This is a genomic window from Asaia sp. W19, assembly GCF_003994335.1.
In the GTDB taxonomy this organism is placed as follows: Bacteria; Pseudomonadota; Alphaproteobacteria; order Acetobacterales; family Acetobacteraceae; genus Asaia.
In genome coordinates, this window is record NZ_PNQZ01000069.1 from 1 (window position 1) to 16,534 (window position 16,534).

The window sequence follows — 16,534 nt, forward strand, 5'->3', positions numbered from 1 at the left end:
CGCGGCGGCGTTCGCACGACGCTTCGATATCCCCCACAGCTTCGACGGCGCCATGAGCGCTGATCCGCGGATCGATGCGCTCTACATTGCCACGCCCCATCCATTTCATTTCGAGAAGGCACGCCGAGCGATTGAGGCGGGAAAGCCCGTTCTGGTGGAGAAGCCGCTTTGCGTGTCGGCGGCAGAAGCGCGCGAATTGGTCGAACTGGCGCGTGCGCGGCATGTCTTCCTGATGGAAGCATACTGGACAGATTTCCTGCCTAAATTTTCCGTCTTACGGAAAGTTCTCGCCGAGGGGCTCATCGGCGAGATCGTTACCGTCATGGCCGATCACGGTGAGTTCTTTCCGCCTGAGCATCGTATCATGCGCGCTGATCTCGGTGGGGGACCGATGCTCGATCTGGGCACTTATGTGATCGGACTGGCGACCGGCATTCTGGGGCGTCCCGATCAGGTCATGGCTCATAGCACACGAGCCGAGAGTGGCGTGGATGGTCAGACCGGCATGCTGTTTCAGTATCGTGGGGGAGCCCAGGCGGTGCTGCATACCAGCCTGTTGTCCCACACACCTTGCGGAGCCGTCATCGCAGGGCGTGAGGGCATGATCACCCTGGCCGGGAAATTCTATACTCCGGGTCCCTTTGTCTTGAGCGCGAATGATCCTAGCAGGACCCTCACATTCGACGAGCCGCGTTCCGCCTATGACGGTCTGCATTTTCAGGTCGAGCACATGGCCTGGTGTCTCGGCCAGGGCATGACGCAATCGCCCATTCGACCGCTCTCGGCTTCGCTCCTGGCATTGGAGACCATGGATCGCGCACGGGCGGCCGGTCACGCAACACGCGCAGATGCGCCATTCGCCTGATAGAGGGAGGCGCTTCTCATGGTTTCGATCGCCCTGTTCGGCGCTGGTCGTATCGGCCAGGTCCATGCCGATAATCTACTCTCGATGCCTGACATCACCTTGTCGGCTCTGGCCGATCCTGTGGCCTCTGAGGCGCGCGAGTCCTTGCTTGCGCGCAGCGGAGCGTCCCTGCGCGAGCCCGAGGCTATTTTTTCCGACCCTGATATCGACGCCTATGTCATCGCCAGTCCGACGGATACGCATGCACGTTTCCTGCATCTTGCGGCCAGAACAGGAAAGCCGGTCTTCTGCGAGAAGCCTGTAAGCCTGGAATTTGCGCAAGTCGTTGAGACGGCCCGCATCATTCAGCACGCGGGTAGCCCGGTCATGCTGGGCTTTCAGCGTCGTTATGATCCGGAATTCATGCAACTGCGCCAGAGCATCGCTTCCGGGGAGGCCGGTCGTGCGCAGCATATCGTCATGCATACCAGGGATCCCGCGCCACCGCCGCTTGCCTATATCCAGTCCTCGGGCGGATTGTTCCGCGATCAGGCAATCCATGATTTCGACATGACCCGTTATCTGCTGGATGAGGAAATCGTCTCGGTTTCTGCCACGGGGGCCTGCCTGATTGACCCGGCAATCGGCGCGGCAGGAGATATCGACACGGCGATGATCACCCTGCGCGCCAGCTCTGGCCGCCTGGTGCAGATGATCAATGCCCGCCATGCCGCGTTCGGCTATGATCAGCGGCTCGAAGTCGTCTGCGAAAGAGCCGTATTTACAATCAGGAATCATCCAGCAACCCAGATTGTCAGAGCCGACGCGCAAGGCTTTCTTACGGCGCCACCGGTGAGCAATTTCATCACACGCTTTGCCAGTGCCTATCGCGCTGAGATGAAGGCGTTCCACGCCATGATCGTTTCAGGGGTCAAGCCTCTGGCCACGATGCGGGACGGTGTCGAGGCGCAGAGGCTCGCCGAAGCAGCGCTGTTATCAATGCAGGAGAACAGGCCTGTAACTGTGACGGAACTGGGGTGAACAGGAAATGCGTCCGCAGAGGCAGCTTGGTTGGCCCCCTGCCGGGCGCAGGTGCGCCCCCGGTCGGTCGGCCCTTCCGAGTATGGAGTTTCATGAATTTCAGGCATAGGCCCATGCTGAATTCATGATCTAATCGGGTGCGTCCGGTCGAGGCTATGGTCCTTCACGTTCCACAGAAAGAGGGGGAGGGCCTGATCATGGCTGAACCATCCACCACTGCACGTCAGGCGTTTGGCGATATCGCCCCGGACTTGGCCCGCTATACCGATACGTTGCTTTTCGATGAGGTATGGGCCCGGCCCGGCCTGTCTCAGCGCGATCGTTGCATGGTCACCATAACCTGTCTGATTGCGCTTTATCGCGGCAATGAGCTCGGTTTTCATCTGCGCAAGGCTCTCGATACCGGTGTGACCCGGGAGGAAATCATCGAGATCATCACCCATCTCGCATTTTATTCCGGCTGGCCCACAGCGTCTTCGGCTCTCGCGCTCGCCAGACAGATTTTCGAGGACAGGAAGGACGCAGCATCATGAGCGCACAGATTGCAGGGAAAGTGGTGGTTGTAACCGGCGCAAGCAGCGGGCTGGGCGAGGCGGTTGCGCGTCGTCTCGCGGCTGAAGGGGCAAAGCTCGTTCTGGGTGCGCGTCGTCTCGAACGTCTCGAGACACTCGCCGATGATCTGTCGATCGGGCGTGATGCCGTCAGGAAGACCGATGTCAGCGACAGCGCACAGGTGCAGGCGCTCGTCGATCACGCCATCGCCCTGCATGGGAGGGTGGACGTGCTGATCAACAATGCCGGACTCATGCCGCACTCTCCGCTCGAAAAGCGCCGTATCGAGGATTGGGATCGTATGATCGACGTCAATCTCAAGGGTACGCTCTATGGCATTGCCGCCGTCCTGCCCCAGATGCAGAAGCAGAAGAGCGGTCATATCATCAATGTCTCTTCCGTGGCGGGGCACAAGGTCGGGCCGGGCGGCGCTGTCTATTCAGCAACGAAGAGTGCGGTGCGCGTCGTGTCCGAAGGGCTGAGACAGGAAGTCAAACCCTATAATATCCGCACGACGATCATCTCCCCGGGGGCGGTCGCAACGGAACTCCCCAACAGCGTGACCGATGAGGACACGGCCCGCTCGATGAAGGAATTCTACGAGAATTATGCGATCCCGCCTGAATCCTTTGCGTCCTGCGTGGTGTTCGCCATGAGCCAGCCGGACGAGGTTGATATCAACGAAATCCTCTTCCGCCCCACGGCACAGCAATACTGATCTCGGTCCCCCGATCCTCATTCCACGTTTGGGGCGATGGGGTGGGGATCAGCCGCGATAGCGCAGGGCCTCGACGAGAATGCGAAACGCGGCCGAGGCATTGCGTCGGCTCGGGTAATAGAGATGGTAACCGGGGAAGGGGGGGCACCAATCCTCCAGCACGCGCACGAGCCTTCCAGCCGCCACATGGTCCATGATCTGGTCTTCCATCACGCAGGCAAGACCAAATCCATCGAGCGCGGCCTGGCGAAGCATGGCGGCGTTATTGATTGTCAGGGGGCCTTCAGGGCGTACGCGCAGACTGCGTCGTCCTTTTTCCAGTTCCCAGGCATAGATGGCGCCAGAACTGGACATGCGCAGCTTGAGGCACTGGTGGGCGGAAAGATCCTGCGGCGACCGTGGGCACGGGTAGCGTGCAAAATAGTCGGGCGCGCCCACGACCGCCATGCGTAGCGGCGGTCCAATCGGCACGGCGATCATATCCCGCGCGATCGTCTCCTCCAGCCTTACGCCCGCATCGAAGCGTTCTGCCACGATATCGGTCAGGCCGGAATCGATGGCGAGTTCGACCTCGATATCGGGGTAATCCGGCAAGAGGCGTTTCAACGCGGGCCAGATCAGGGTCTGTGCAGCATGTTCGGAGGCGGTCAGTCTGATCGTCCCTGACGGACGCTCGGAGAGTTCGCTCAGCGAGGCGATTTCACCCGCAATGCTGTCGAGCGCGGGAACCAGGGTCTGGAGCAGGCGCTCACCGGCCTCGGTTGCCGAGACGCGTCGCGTGGTGCGGGTCAGCAGGCGCACGCCAAGACGGGTTTCAAGGCGTCTGACGGTATGACTCAGGGCTGATTGCGAGGTGCCGAGCCGGGCCGCGGCGCGGGTGAAACTCTGCTCCTCCGCAACGGCAAGAAAGGCGTTCAGATCGACCAGCTCGTCGCGGCGCATTGATGAATTCCCGATATGGCTGCGTGCCGAATATAGGCGCTTATCGCAGAATGGCGAGAATGGTTTTGTAGGAAAAACGGCCCTTGGGGCCAGAGCAACAGGAGTGACGACGATGAAAATCACACGCGCAGGAAGCACGGCCTCGGTTCAGGGCAAGGAAGAATGGTTCACTGGCAGGGTCCGCGTCGATGCGCCCTTTACCGGCAGTGGGGCGTTGGCCTGCGCCACGGTCACATTCGAGCCTGGCGCACGCACGGCATGGCACAGTCATCCGGCCGGGCAGACCATTCTCATCGTCTCCGGACTGGGATGGGTGCAGCGCGACGGTGAGGCAGTCAACGAAGTGCGTCCCGGTGATATCGTTTTTTTCGAACCGGGAGAAAAGCACTGGCATGGCGCTTCGAGCCAGTGCGCGATGAGCCATATCGCCATCACCGAGAGCGTGGAGGGTGTTTCGACCACCTGGCTGGAGAAGGTGAGCGACACGGAATACAGCCGCTGAGCGCGACGCCGTAGCCAGCGATTAGAGAGGCCGGGTGCCCCGTGCCTCTCCCAAAGAACCCGTGAGACGGAGACAGGACATGGAACAGCGTATTCTGGGACAAGGCGGACTCGAGGTTTCGGCGCTCGGTCTGGGCTGCATGGGGCTCAGCTTCGGCTACGGGCCGGCCGAGGAGCATGACCGCGCCGTGGCTTTCCTGCGGGGGGCCTATGAACGTGGCGTGACGTTCTTCGACACGGCCGAGGCCTATGGGCCGGGAGACAATGAAACCCTGCTGGGTGAGGCGCTGGCGCCTTTTCGCAAGGAGGTGGTGATTGCCACCAAATTCGGGTTTCGCAACGGGCGTCCCGCTGATGGACTGGACAGCCACCCATCGCGCATCCGACAAGTGGCCGAGGAATCTCTCAAGCGCCTGCGTACCGATGTGATCGATCTGTTCTATCAGCATCGCGTCGATCCCGACGTGCCGATGGAAGACGTGGCCGGTGCCGTCAAGGAACTCATCTGGGAGGGCAAGGTCCGTCATTTCGGCCTGTCCGAAGCCGGGGCGGGGTCCATCCGCAAGGCGCATGCGGTGCAGCCCGTGGCGGCGCTGCAAAGCGAGTATTCGCTCTGGTGGCGCGAGCCGGAGCAGGAAATCCTGCCGCTGCTCGAGGAACTCGGGATTGGGTTCGTGCCGTTCAGCCCGCTGGGCAAGGGGTTCCTCACCGGCAAGATCGATACTGCCACGCAATTCAGCGACCAGGATTTTCGCAAGCGTGTGCCACGCTTTGCGCCTGAGGCGCTGGAGGCCAATCGCGCTCTGATCGCTCAGCTCGAAACCATTGCGGCTGAGCGTCAGGCTACGCCGGCACAGATCGCCCTGGCATGGTTGCTGGCGCAGAAACCCTGGATCGTGCCGATCCCCGGTACACGCAGTCTGACAAGGCTGGAGGAGAATCTGGGCGGTGCGGCCCATCCGCTCACCTCTGATGAGCGCATTGCGATCGATGAGGCTCTCGCCCGGATCGATGTGGTGGGTGACCGCTACCCCGCCAGTCTCATGGCGCTGGTCGGGCGCTGATTTTCTGTTCTCGGGACCGGGCATGCCGGTCCCGTCAGCGCAGGACCGGCGCTCAGAAATGCCCTGTGAACGTCAGGAAAAACTGTCTTGGCGCCTGCGGGTAGGCGGTGAACTGCTTGGAGGCGTTGGTGGCCAGAATGGTCGACCAGTTGCGCGTATTCGTCAGATTGGTGATCGTGAACTGAACGCTGGCATCGCGCAGAACCGGCAGATGATGCAGCGTGTAGCCGCTGCTGAAGCCGAACAGGGTCATGGGCGTGACCGAGAGATCGTTGAGATAGGTGGCATAGCGCCTGCCGATATAATCGCCCGTCAGCTGGGCATAAAACCCGTCATGACTATAGGCGAAGATGAACTTGTTCATCCATTCCGGCACCGCCACCACATATTTGCCCGCTGTTGCCACGACGGCACTGCCGGACTGGTAGTTATTGTCATAGGTCGAGCGGTTATAGGAGGCGGCGTCGTAGAGCGAGAGATGCCAGGGCAGATGCAGGGTGAATTCGGCATCGGCGCCATTGGTCGTCACGCCGCCCACATTTTCCAGAAGCGATGCCGCTCCGGTCAGGCTCGTGATCTGTGGCGAGGAACTGACCGTGAGCAGACGGTTTGAAAAATCCACATGGTAATAGGAAAGCTGGCCATCGATGCTGAGGGCGGGCGAGCGGGTGAGCGGATGATTGAAACGCCAGCCCGTTTCATAGGTCCATGACGTCTCGGGGTGTCCCGTACGCCGGAAATTCTCGAAACCGGCCTGGCTCGGGATGCCCCAGGGTGTGGCATAGCCATAGCCCAGCGCCTGATAGCCCCGCATGTTTTTTTGGATGTTGGCGAAGAGTTGGTCATGCGGCCCAATGCGCCAGACGGCTCCGAAGCTTGGCAGGAATGCCTCTGTCGCGTCGATCTGGCCGCCCGACGCCGTTGTCGAGCCAGCAGGAGACAGCGAGGCGGGGAGCCCCGGTACGGTGAGACGCCCATTGGTATATTGCAGGCTCGATTTGAACCCGGCCTGAAGACTCAGCGCCCGCGTGACGGCCCAGCGATCCTGGATATGGGTCTGGAATGTGTTGGTCTGGAAATCATTGGCAAACTGGTTGATCAGCGGGTCAGTGGGTCTTTTGTACGGCGAGAGCGGGTTTGTCACCGAGAAGGGATACCAGCGCCGTTCGAACGTGTTCACATTGCGCTCATACCAGCCGCCAAGCTCGATTTCATGATGGCCCAGATGATAGGCGAGGGCCGTCATCGCGCCTTCACGCGTGATGCCGTATTCGGTGGTGCGATTGGTATAGCCGGACCCGCCGAACAGGCTGCGTATGTCCTGACCCGGATAATAGGCGGTCAGGATTTTCGAAATGCCGGAAGCGCCGATCGGCGTCGTGACCACACCCGCCGAGGCGTCCCGGTGGCCATAAACTGTCGTGGTGAGCGTCAGGCGGTCGGAAAAATGGTGCTCGTCGCGAATATAGCCGAGGAAGTCCTGACGCAGCGCGGTGCTGGCGTAATCGCGGAAATTAAGCCCCGCTGCCTTGGGAGGCGCGCCACTGGCATCGAGATACGCCATGGCCTGGTCGAGATCGGGATAGAAAGAGGGGCGTGTATAGAGCGTGGAGGGAAGCACCACGGCGTCTTCATTGCCCTCTGCCTTGTCCATCCAATCCAGATAGACCGTGATCCGATCGCGCCTGCCATCATGCAGGAACTTCAGGTTGACCTGCTGGCCGCCCTGATGCTCGTGATAATCCCAGGCACGGGCATCCTGACGCAGATAGCTGATATAGGCCCGGTTCTCATGGCCGAACGTCCCGGTATCAAGGCGCACGAAGGTGCGAAAGGCTGCATAGCTGCCGAAGCTCTGCGCGATCTGGCCGCCGCGCTGTTTCTGCGGATCGCTCGACAGGGTCTGGATCGTCCCTCCCAGATTGCTGGTCGAGGCCGTGCTCAGATCGCCCGCACCCGAGGAGAGAGAAACGCGCGAGACATTTTCGCTGGCGATGGCACGCTGGGGCGAGAGGCCATTATAGTTGTTATAGGTCTGATCGCCGAGAGGAATGCCGTCCATGGTGAAGCCGAGCTGGCTCTGCGCGAAACCGTGGATATAGAGTGCGGCGTTCTGTTCCGTCGCGCCCCACGGATCGGCCGTCGTATAGACCACGCCCGGCAGGATTTGCAGGGCCTGAAGCGGTGAGGTGCCCGGCAGTTGGCGGCTGATGGCGGTCTGACCCACGCTTAGCTGGGAGCGCGAGCGTTTCTCCGCGACGACGATGGACTCACTGTTCGTCTTCGCGACGGCGTCGGTCTCACGGAAAGCCGATGGCGCGCGGGGTGTGTGAGATGCTGGCTTTTTCGTCGCCTTGCCGGAGGGGGCAGAGGGCACGCTTTGTGCAAGCGCCCTCTCGCCGCGCGCGGAAAGGACGGCGAGCGCGATGCAGCAGGGCAGGGCAAGTCTGGATGGACGAAGCATGAAACGACAAGGCCCGGATCGTTGTGAAGGTCGAACGGGTCTTTATCGTTACGCGGGCAGAAACAATGTGAAACTTCCGAGAAACCTCAGCCGAGCTTGTCCAGCAGATCCGCGTGATGGGCGCCCCAACGATAGAGCAACTCGATCGGCTCGATGAAGCGTTGGCCGAGCGGGGTCAGGCGGTATTCGACGCGGGGGGGCATGATTTCGAGTACTACCCGTGCAATCAGCCCACGCTCCTGCAATTCACGCAGGGTCTGGGTCATCATCTTTTTCGACAGGCCGGGGATGTTGCGCTGGAGCGCGCCGGGCCGGGCGCTGCCCCCCATCAGATGGATGGCGTGCAGGATCATGGTGATCCATTTGCCGGAGAAGAGGCGCAGAAGGCGGCGTGGCGCGCAATCTTCGGTGAAAGGGGCCTGTTTCAGAGCTTCAGGCAGAGCGGGCAGGTCCGACGACGCGATTACGGGATGATCGGCGTCGTTTTCGGCAGGCAGGATGCAATCGGCCATCATGGTTCCCTTTTGGTACCCAGGGCACAAAATAGTGCCGGATTGTCCTTTCTGAGCGGTTATGGCCAGTTTCACCAGCACAATTGAGAAAAGGAGGCCATCATGCCCCAGACTGCCCTGATCATCGGTGCGACGGGTCTTGTCGGACAAAATCTTGCCAACCGGTTGCTGGCGGAAGGCTGGACCGTTCACGGGCTCGCGCGCCGTGTGGAATCGCTGCCTGATACGATCCTGCCGGTGCAGGCCGACACGCTCGATCCTGCCTCGCTGCGTGAGGCCCTTACCGGGCTCACACCGAGCCATGTGTTCTTCACCACCTGGACACGGCGCGACACCGAACGCGAGAACTGCATTGCCAATGCGGCCATGCTCCGCAACGTGTTCGAGGCCTTGCCCCATCCAGAAAAGCTGGTCCATGCCAGCCTCGTCACCGGTCTCAAGCATTATCTCGGCCCGTTCGACGCCTATGCCAAAGGGGCGCCGCCGGTCACGCCGTTCCGGGAAAGCATGGGGCGTCTGGACGGTGAGAATTTCTACTACGCCCAGGAGGATGTGCTGTTCGACGCGGCGGCGCGTCATGGTTTTGCCTGGTCAGTCCATCGGCCTCATACGGTCATCGGCTTTGCTCTGGGCAATCTGATGAATATGGGCACGACATTGGCCGTCTATGCGTCGCTCTGCCGCGAAACCGGCATGCCCTTCGTGTTTCCGGGCTCGCCCGTCCAATGGTCCGCCCTGACCGATGTGACCGATGCGCGCCAGCTCGCGCATCAGATCCACTGGGCGGCAACCAGCCCGGCGGGTCGAAATGAGGCGTTCAATATCGTCAATGGCGATGTGTTCCGCTGGAGTACGCTCTGGTCTGAGATCGCCGCCTGGTTCGGCATCGAGGCCGCGCCCTATCCGGGCCAGGCGAGCTCACTCGAGGCTATGCTGGCCGGGAAAGAGGGAGTCTGGGCCGAGTTGGCGCAGCGTCATGGTCTTGCAGAGAGCAATCTCGGCCGCGTGGCGTCGCCCTGGCATACCGATGCCGATCTGGGCCGACCCGTGGAATGTGTGACCGATATGGGCAAGAGCCGGGCATTCGGCTTTACAGGATATCGTGACACGCGGGACTCGTTTGGCGATCTCTTCTCCCTGCTGCGTGCACGCAAGATCATCCCCTGATCGTCGCGGGCGTTGCTCAGGCGGCGACAAGACCCGCCTGAAGCGATGGGGCGCCGTCGGGGAAGACCCGGCCGAGGGCAGAGCGCGGCATATGCAGGTGATCGCATAGCACTGAGGCGATCACACTGCGCAGATCGGTGGTGGGGGCAAGGTCGCGATTGTCGAATAGCTGGCTTTGGCGCAGCCCTGGCCAGGTTCCGGCCACGCGTCCCCCTCTCACCGCGCCACCCGCGAGAAACGCCACGGCGCCTGTGCCATGATCGGTGCCGCCTGTACCGTTCATGCGCGCCGTGCGTCCGAATTCGGTCATGGCCAGAACCACGCTATGCGACCACGCGTTGCCCAGCCCGTCACGGAGCGCCTCGATACCGGCATCGAGGCGCGACAGCGGCGAGCGAAGCGCGGCGATCTGCCCGGCATGGGTGTCCCAGCCGCCGATCTCCAGCGCGGCCACGCGTGGTCCGTCGGGCTGGGCGAGCATCACCCCCGCCGCCGAGGCGAGGCGGGTAAACCCGTCCTGCCTATTATTAGCTTGAGCCAAGGAAGGTGCGGCGCCCGGACCGGGAGCACCCGTCATGGCGGCGCTCTCGCCCGGCGCTGTCGCCAGAGCCGTGTCCGAAAAGCCTCGCGCCTGCAATCCGTTACGAAAGGCGGGACCGGTCAGGGGGTCATGCGTGTTGAGCTGGGCGATCTGCTGGTACAGCGCATCGCTCGGGTGCTGGCTTCCAGCCGGGGCATAGCTGCCGATAGGGGCCGGGCCGCGGAGCAGGAGCGGTACATCGAGACCGAGGGCCAGACCCAGCCCTTCCGGACGGGCCTTCTGCCCCGGCAGGGCCGAGACGGCGCGGTTGAGCCAGCCGCTCGTCAGTCGATGATCGGCACCGCTCTCCAGATAATCCTGGGCGTCGAAATGCGAGCGTGTGCGATAGGGCGCGGCTACCGCATGGACGGGAAGCATCTGCCCCTGGCCATAAAGCGTATGCAGCCCCGCCAATGCAGGGTGCAGACCGAAATACCCGCCCAGATCGAGCAGCCCCCCTTCCTGACCGGGCTCGGGCAAGACGAGGGCACGCCTAAGGGCCATGAGCCCTGGATCGCCGTAAGGCGTCACCGCAGCCATGCCATCCAGTGCGCCGCGCATCAGGATGACCACGAAGCGTGGATCGTCCCGGCGCAGGGAGGGGGCGGCCAGTGCAAGGGAAGAGCGACCCAGGGTCCAGCTTGCAGCCAGACCGAGCAGGGCAGAGCGACGACGAAGCATCATGGGTCAACGCCTCTGGAATTCGGGTGAGGAGAAAAGCAAAGTGAGCGCATCGCGCCGCGAGCCGGCATGCTGCATGGCCAGCCGCGTGGCGGGTCGGAGTGCGCTGCCAAGAGCGGTCTGGGCCAGTTCTTCGGGATTGGCGTCATGCAGCCCGCCCGCCAGACGATAGGCCCAGTCGGTGCGCGCCAGCATGTCCGAGGGCGCCGACCAGTCCGAGGCGAGATCGCTCCATCCATTGGGCATGGGAGCGGTCCAGACGGGCTGGCCCAGCGCGCTACAGGCTGAGGCCAGAACCAGAGCGGGCGGGTGTGGGGCATTGGCGGCCTGACCATCCAGGGCATTTCCGATTCCGGATGCCCGCAGGGCCGCCGCCGCATATTCCATGGGGGTGCGCAGCTTCGTCCCGGCCGGTACGGTGGCTGCACACTCGATCAGCGCATGGGTGGCGGCAACAAGACTGCCGTCGCTGCGCTGTAATGCCGCGGTGAGCGCGGCGACGTGGCCGGGGTTGGGCGTATCGGTCAGGAAGTGGCGGAGCATTTGCGTCGCGATGTGACGATACGTGGCAGGGTGGGTGCCGAGGAAGGCCAGCGCCGCCACGCCGCCTTCCTCACCCTCGGGAAAACTCTGTCCCATGAGGGATTTGTCACCCGGCTGGTGGGCACGCGGATTGAAGCGGAAGCCAGGGGTGTCGGCCTTCATGTCCACGCCCCATCCGGTCAGGATTGCGGCAAATGAGGTGACATCTGCCTGGGTATACCCGGATGCGGGCGACACCGTGTGCAGCTCCAGACATTCACGCGCGAGGTTTTCATTGAGACCCCGGTTCTGACGCAAGCCGGCCGGGCTCTGCGGTCCCACCGAGGCGACATTGTCGAGATACATCAGCATGGCCGGATGGCGCATCACTGCCACGAGCATGTCGACGAAGCGCCCTGTGACATGGGGGCGTATGGCCTCGCGCATATAGGCCCCCGCGACGGATTTGACCCTGTCCTGCTTCAGGCTGATCGTGAAGTGGTTGAACCAGAACCAGGCCAGTCTCTCGCGAAATGGTTGCGGGCCATCCAGCACGGCGCGAAGCTGCGTGGTCAGTTCTGCCTTGAGTATGGGCTTGACCAGCGGGTTGCCACGCAGCTTGTCCTGTCTCTGGCTGCGCAAGGCTATGAGGCCTTCGGCACTTGGGCCGACTCCCTCAAACAGGACTCGGTCTGGCCCTTCGATCTGCCCAGCAAGCCATGCACGCCATTCACGGGGAGGGGCCTCATCGGGGCGGGCACCCCAGCCGAACCTGCTCTGCACATCGACGACCTGCATGATGCCTCCGCCTCGCTGGCATGGGTGGCGCAACCGGAGATCGAGGCTCGAAGGGCCCTGATCGTGTCAAACTGTGTATGCGCTTTATGGCGGAAAGAGAGCCAGGATGTAACGTTAATTGGCGCCCATCTTCTCTGAGCCCCGGCCGCTCCCATGTTCCCAAACCCGGCCTGACCCGCTATGGCTCAGCGCAGTCGATCAAGCCTGGATGGGAGAGTGACATGACGACCGTAGCAAGACGTGGCGTCTGCCTCGTGATTTCGGCCCCCTCTGGCGCTGGGAAATCGACCATCGCCAATGCGCTGCGCGCCGGTGATTCAAGTCTTGTTCATTCCGTGTCGGTCACCACGCGTGCGCCGCGCCCCGGCGAGAAAGAGGGCGTGCACTACCATTTCCGCACCATGGAGCAGTTTCGTGACATGGCTGCCGCAGGGGAATTGCTGGAATGGGCCGAGGTCTTCGGGCGCGGCTATGGCACGCCGCGTGCGCCGGTCGAGGCGGCACTCGCCGCCGGGCGGGACATGGTGTTCGATATCGATTGGCAGGGGCACAGGCTGCTGCGTGATGCCTTGCCCGATGATGTTGTGAGCCTGTTCGTGCTGCCCCCTTCGATGAAGGAACTCGACCGGCGTCTGCGTTCACGGGCTTCCGATGCGGAGTCGGAAATCGACAAGCGCATGGGTGCGGCTCTGGCCGAGATCTCGCATTGGAGCGAATTTGATCATGTGATCATCAATGCCGAACTGGACCGCGCCGTGCGCGAGGCGCAGGCAATTCTGGTGGCTGCCCGGCTCAAGACGAAGCGCCAGCATGGTCTGGCGGCGTTGATGACCGAATACGAGGCGCATAGACCCACCTGAATGCGCCGCATTCAGGCTTTGATGCTTTCCCGCGTGAGACTTCTCCTGAGAAAAGGACTCACGATATCTTGGATGGGATCATTTCGTCTTTCGTCGTCTTGCCTGTAAGCTGGGTTATGTCCTGACTCCGTTTCGCCGGAGTAAAGGGGATTCCTGTAGCAGGTAACGAGAGAGCGATTGCACACCATGAATGCAGTAACATCATGAGTACCGGGCAGGTATCGCGCGTTCGTCTTGCCAAGGCGATCGGACAGGTTGCGAGCGGCAACATGCTCGAAATGTACGATTTCATGGTGTTCGGCTATTACGCGGCCGATATCGGCAGGGCGTTTTTTCCGTCAGGCAATGCGCAGGCCGAGTTGATGTCGTCTTTTGCGACTTTTGGCGCGGGGTTTCTGATGCGTCCTCTCGGTGCACTCGTACTGGGCGCGTATGTCGATCGTATCGGGCGGCGAAAAGGGCTGATCCTGACGCTCACCCTCATGGCCATCGGTACCATGACGCTCGCCCTGACGCCCGGTTATGAGACGATCGGCATGCTCGCACCTGTACTGGTGCTGCTCGGACGTCTGATCCAGGGATTCTCGGCCGGGGTCGAGGTCGGGTCGAGCTCGGTGTATCTCTCAGAGATTGCGACGGATAATAACAGGGGGTTCATCGTTGCCTTCCAATCTGCCTCCATCCAATTGGCCGTGGTTGGTGCTGCAGCCATTGGATTTGGCCTGACTTCCTGGCTGGGCGGTCCGGTCATGTCGGCATGGGGGTGGCGTATTCCGCTCTTTCTCGGCTGTCTGATCGTGCCTGTTCTGCTGTTCCTGCGTCGCAACCTGCAGGAAACCGAAGCCTTCGAATCCCAGACTACTCATCCCGATCTGCGCGAGATTGTCCTCTCCCTGATCCGTAACTGGTATGTCGGTCTGATCGGCATCCTGACCGGCGTGATGAGTACGGTCTCCTTCTACGTCATCACGGCTTATTGCCCGGCCTTCGGCTCTCGCATCCTGCATCTCGGCCGGCAGGATGCGTTGCTGGTCACGCTCTGCGCAGGTCTTGCCAATCTGATTCTGGTGCCGGTTTTCGGCTACGTCTCCGACCGGATCGGACGCAAGAAACTGCTGGTCAGCGCGACGACGCTCGTCATCTGCGTTGCCTGGCCTCTTATGCGCTGGCTGGTGGCGGCGCCGGATTTTGGCAGGTTGCTGACCGTCGAGCTCATATTGGCCGCGCTTTACAGCGCCTATAACGGGGCCGCCATTGTCTGGCTGACCGAGATCGTGCCGCCGCGTATTCGTACCACGGGCTTTTCTCTGGCCTATAGCCTGGCGACCTGTATCGGAGGCTTCAGTCCTGCTGTGTGTACCTGGCTGATCGAGCAGACGCAGGACCGGGCAATGCCCGCCCTGTGGCTTTCTGCGGCAGCCTTTTGCGGATTGGTGGCGGCCATCGTCTCGCGCCCCTATGTCGAACGCAGCCCGCCTTCCGTAAAATAGAGAACGCCGGAAAAACAGAAAGGCCGGGAGAGCCTCCCGGCCTTTCTGTGATCAGAAGCGAGTGCGCTGCGTCTATTCGCGCTCGACCTGAAGTTTCTTGATATTGGCGATGGCCTTGGCCGGGTTCAGGCCCTTGGGACAGGTCTGGGTGCAGTTCATGATGGTGCGGCAGCCATAGAGCTTCATGGAATCGTCTAGGGCTTCCAGACGTTCGCCCGTATGGTCGTCGCGGCTGTCCATGATCCAGCGATTGGCGGCGAGCAATGTGGCCGGGCCGAGATAGCGGTCGCCATTCCACCAATAGGACGGGCAGGACGTGCTGCAGCAGAAGCACAAAATGCATTCCCACATGCCGTCGAGCTTCTCGCGCTCTTCCACGCTCTGCAGGCGCTCGGTATCGGGCGGCGGCGGGGTGTCACTCTTCAGCCAGGGCTGAATGGATTCGAGCTGGGCATAGGCGCCGTTCAGATTGGGCACCAGATCCTTGACCACGGGCATGTGCGGCAGCGGGTTGATCCTGACCGTGCCCTTGATCGAACTGATCGGTTTGAGGCAAGCCAGCGTATTCTCGCCGTCGATATTCATGGCGCAGGACCCGCAGATCCCCTCGCGGCAGGAGCGCCGGAAGGTCAGCGTCGCGTCGATATGGTCCTTGATATAGAGCAGCGCATCCAGAACCATCGGCCCGACCTTGTCGAGATCGAGTTCGTAGCTGTCGAGGCTCGGATTGGACTCGTCATCGGGCGACCAGCGATAGACCTGAAACGTAGCCTTTCGCGTAGCTTCGGCAGGAGCCGGATAGAATTTGCCGGGGCGGGTCGTGCTGTTTTTGGGCAGGCGGAGTTCAACCATGGTGAGGCTCCTCAGTAAACACGTTTCTTGGGCGGGAAAACCTCGACATCATTGGTCAGGGTCTGCATCCGCACCGGCCGGTAGAGCAGGCTCACCGCACCGTCCTTATCGAGATAGGAGACGGTATGTTTCATCCAGTGCTCGTCATCGCGTTCGGGGTAATCGTCATGCGCATGGGCGCCGCGTGTTTCATGACGCGCATGGGCACTTTCGATGGTGACCGTGGCATTGGCCAGCAAATTCGAGAATTCGAGCGCTTCCATCAGGTCGCTGTTCCAGATCAGAGAGCGATCCGCCAGCCCCATATGCTGGGCGTCCTTCCACAATTCGCGGATTTTCGCGCAGCCTTCGGCGAGTGATTTCGTGTTGCGAAAGACGGCTGCATGGCTCTGCATGATGCGTTGCAGACGTTCGCGCAGCTCTGCCACCGTGAATTTTCCCGAAGCTTCGCGTGTTTTGTCGAAGCCGTCGAGAATGGCCTCTCCGGCATTTTTCGGCAAAGGCGGCAAGGGCACGTTCGGGTCGATGATCTCGGCGGCGCGCTTGCCCGCTGCGCGACCGAAGACGATGAGATCGAGCAGTGAATTTGTGCCGAGACGGTTGGCACCATGCACGGAAACGCAGGCGGCTTCGCCCACGGCCATGAGGCCGGGTACGACGGCTTCGGGATTTTCGGCGGTGGGGCGGAGCACTTCGCCATGCAGATTGGTCGGCACGCCGCCCATGTTGTAATGGACCGTCGGCAGAACCGGTGCGGGCTCCTTGGTCACATCTACGCCTGCGAAGATACGCGCGGTTTCGGAAATGCCGGGCAGGCGCTGATGCAGCAATTCCGGGCCAAGATGCTCCAGATGCAGCATGATATGGTCCTTTTTGGGACCACAGCCACGGCCTTCATTGATCTCGATGGTCATGGCGCGGGATACGACATCGCGCGAGGCCAGAT

Annotated in this window: 16 protein-coding genes; 9 read left to right on the top strand and 7 right to left on the bottom strand. The window is 61.8% G+C overall.

Annotated elements, in window-relative coordinates:
* From C0V97_RS14705 to C0V97_RS14720, 4 genes are all read left to right on the top strand, one after another.
* On the top strand, window positions 1-865 hold an 865-nt coding region (locus C0V97_RS14705), incomplete at its 5' end, for a Gfo/Idh/MocA family protein (RefSeq protein ID WP_148114943.1).
* A gap of 18 nt (window positions 866-883) precedes the next feature.
* On the top strand, window positions 884-1,885 hold the full coding sequence (gene iolG, locus C0V97_RS14710) for an inositol 2-dehydrogenase (protein ID WP_127103329.1): 1,002 nt from the start codon (window positions 884-886) through the stop codon (window positions 1,883-1,885).
* Window positions 1,886-2,082: 197 nt separating this feature from the next.
* Window positions 2,083-2,418, top strand: coding sequence for a carboxymuconolactone decarboxylase family protein (locus C0V97_RS14715; protein ID WP_127103330.1), 336 nt, complete (start codon window positions 2,083-2,085; stop codon window positions 2,416-2,418).
* The gene (locus C0V97_RS14720) at window positions 2,415-3,155 is read left to right on the top strand and encodes an SDR family oxidoreductase (protein ID WP_127103331.1); all 741 of its coding nucleotides are present in this window, start codon (window positions 2,415-2,417) and stop codon (window positions 3,153-3,155) included. The genes C0V97_RS14715 and C0V97_RS14720 overlap by 4 nt, the downstream gene beginning before the upstream one ends.
* Window positions 3,156-3,203: 48 nt before the next feature.
* Here C0V97_RS14720 and C0V97_RS14725 read toward each other — a convergent pair whose 3' ends face one another.
* The gene (locus tag C0V97_RS14725) at window positions 3,204-4,097 is read right to left on the bottom strand and encodes a LysR family transcriptional regulator (RefSeq protein WP_127103332.1); all 894 of its coding nucleotides are present in this window, start codon (window positions 4,095-4,097) and stop codon (window positions 3,204-3,206) included.
* Between the two features lie 112 nt (window positions 4,098-4,209).
* On the opposite strand from C0V97_RS14725, the gene C0V97_RS14730 reads away from it, so the two are divergent.
* Together C0V97_RS14730 and C0V97_RS14735 are read left to right on the top strand one after the other, a co-directional pair.
* Window positions 4,210-4,599, top strand: a complete 390-nt coding sequence (locus tag C0V97_RS14730) for a cupin domain-containing protein (protein WP_127103333.1) — start codon at window positions 4,210-4,212, stop codon at window positions 4,597-4,599.
* 79 nt (window positions 4,600-4,678) lie between these two features.
* On the top strand, window positions 4,679-5,662 hold the full coding sequence (locus tag C0V97_RS14735) for an aldo/keto reductase (RefSeq protein WP_127103334.1): 984 nt from the start codon (window positions 4,679-4,681) through the stop codon (window positions 5,660-5,662).
* Window positions 5,663-5,714: 52 nt separating this feature from the next.
* On the opposite strand, the gene C0V97_RS14740 is transcribed toward C0V97_RS14735, so the two are convergent.
* Both C0V97_RS14740 and C0V97_RS14745 read right to left on the bottom strand, forming a co-directional pair.
* Entirely contained in the window at window positions 5,715-8,126 is a 2,412-nt protein-coding gene (locus tag C0V97_RS14740; RefSeq protein ID WP_127103335.1) for a TonB-dependent receptor, read from the bottom strand.
* 86 nt (window positions 8,127-8,212) lie between these two features.
* Window positions 8,213-8,641, bottom strand: a complete 429-nt coding sequence (locus C0V97_RS14745) for a helix-turn-helix domain-containing protein (RefSeq protein ID WP_336761637.1) — start codon at window positions 8,639-8,641, stop codon at window positions 8,213-8,215.
* 99 nt (window positions 8,642-8,740) lie between these two features.
* On the opposite strand from C0V97_RS14745, the gene C0V97_RS14750 reads away from it, so the two are divergent.
* Entirely contained in the window at window positions 8,741-9,805 is a 1,065-nt protein-coding gene (locus tag C0V97_RS14750) for an SDR family oxidoreductase (RefSeq protein ID WP_127103336.1), read from the top strand.
* A 16-nt stretch (window positions 9,806-9,821) separates the two neighbouring features.
* Here the strand turns inward: C0V97_RS14750 and C0V97_RS14755 are convergent, their stop codons facing one another.
* Together C0V97_RS14755 and C0V97_RS14760 are read right to left on the bottom strand one after the other, a co-directional pair.
* Window positions 9,822-11,069 carry a DUF1501 domain-containing protein gene (locus tag C0V97_RS14755; RefSeq protein WP_127103337.1) on the bottom strand — a complete coding sequence of 416 codons (1,248 nt, stop codon included), beginning with the start codon at window positions 11,067-11,069 and terminating at the stop codon, window positions 9,822-9,824.
* 3 nt (window positions 11,070-11,072) lie between these two features.
* Complete coding sequence (locus C0V97_RS14760) at window positions 11,073-12,386, bottom strand: DUF1800 family protein (protein WP_127103338.1); 1,314 nt, start codon at window positions 12,384-12,386, stop codon at window positions 11,073-11,075.
* 221 nt (window positions 12,387-12,607) lie between these two features.
* On the opposite strand from C0V97_RS14760, the gene gmk reads away from it, so the two are divergent.
* Both gmk and C0V97_RS14770 read left to right on the top strand, forming a co-directional pair.
* Entirely contained in the window at window positions 12,608-13,246 is a 639-nt protein-coding gene (gene gmk / locus C0V97_RS14765) for a guanylate kinase (protein ID WP_127103339.1), read from the top strand.
* A 203-nt stretch (window positions 13,247-13,449) separates the two neighbouring features.
* Window positions 13,450-14,736, top strand: coding sequence for an MFS transporter (locus tag C0V97_RS14770; protein WP_127103340.1), 1,287 nt, complete (start codon window positions 13,450-13,452; stop codon window positions 14,734-14,736).
* 72 nt (window positions 14,737-14,808) lie between these two features.
* Here C0V97_RS14770 and C0V97_RS14775 read toward each other — a convergent pair whose 3' ends face one another.
* On the bottom strand, window positions 14,809-15,588 hold the full coding sequence (locus C0V97_RS14775) for a succinate dehydrogenase iron-sulfur subunit (RefSeq protein WP_127103341.1): 780 nt from the start codon (window positions 15,586-15,588) through the stop codon (window positions 14,809-14,811).
* A gap of 11 nt (window positions 15,589-15,599) precedes the next feature.
* On the bottom strand, window positions 15,600-16,534 hold a 935-nt coding region (locus tag C0V97_RS14780), incomplete at its 5' end, for an FAD-binding protein (RefSeq protein WP_127103342.1).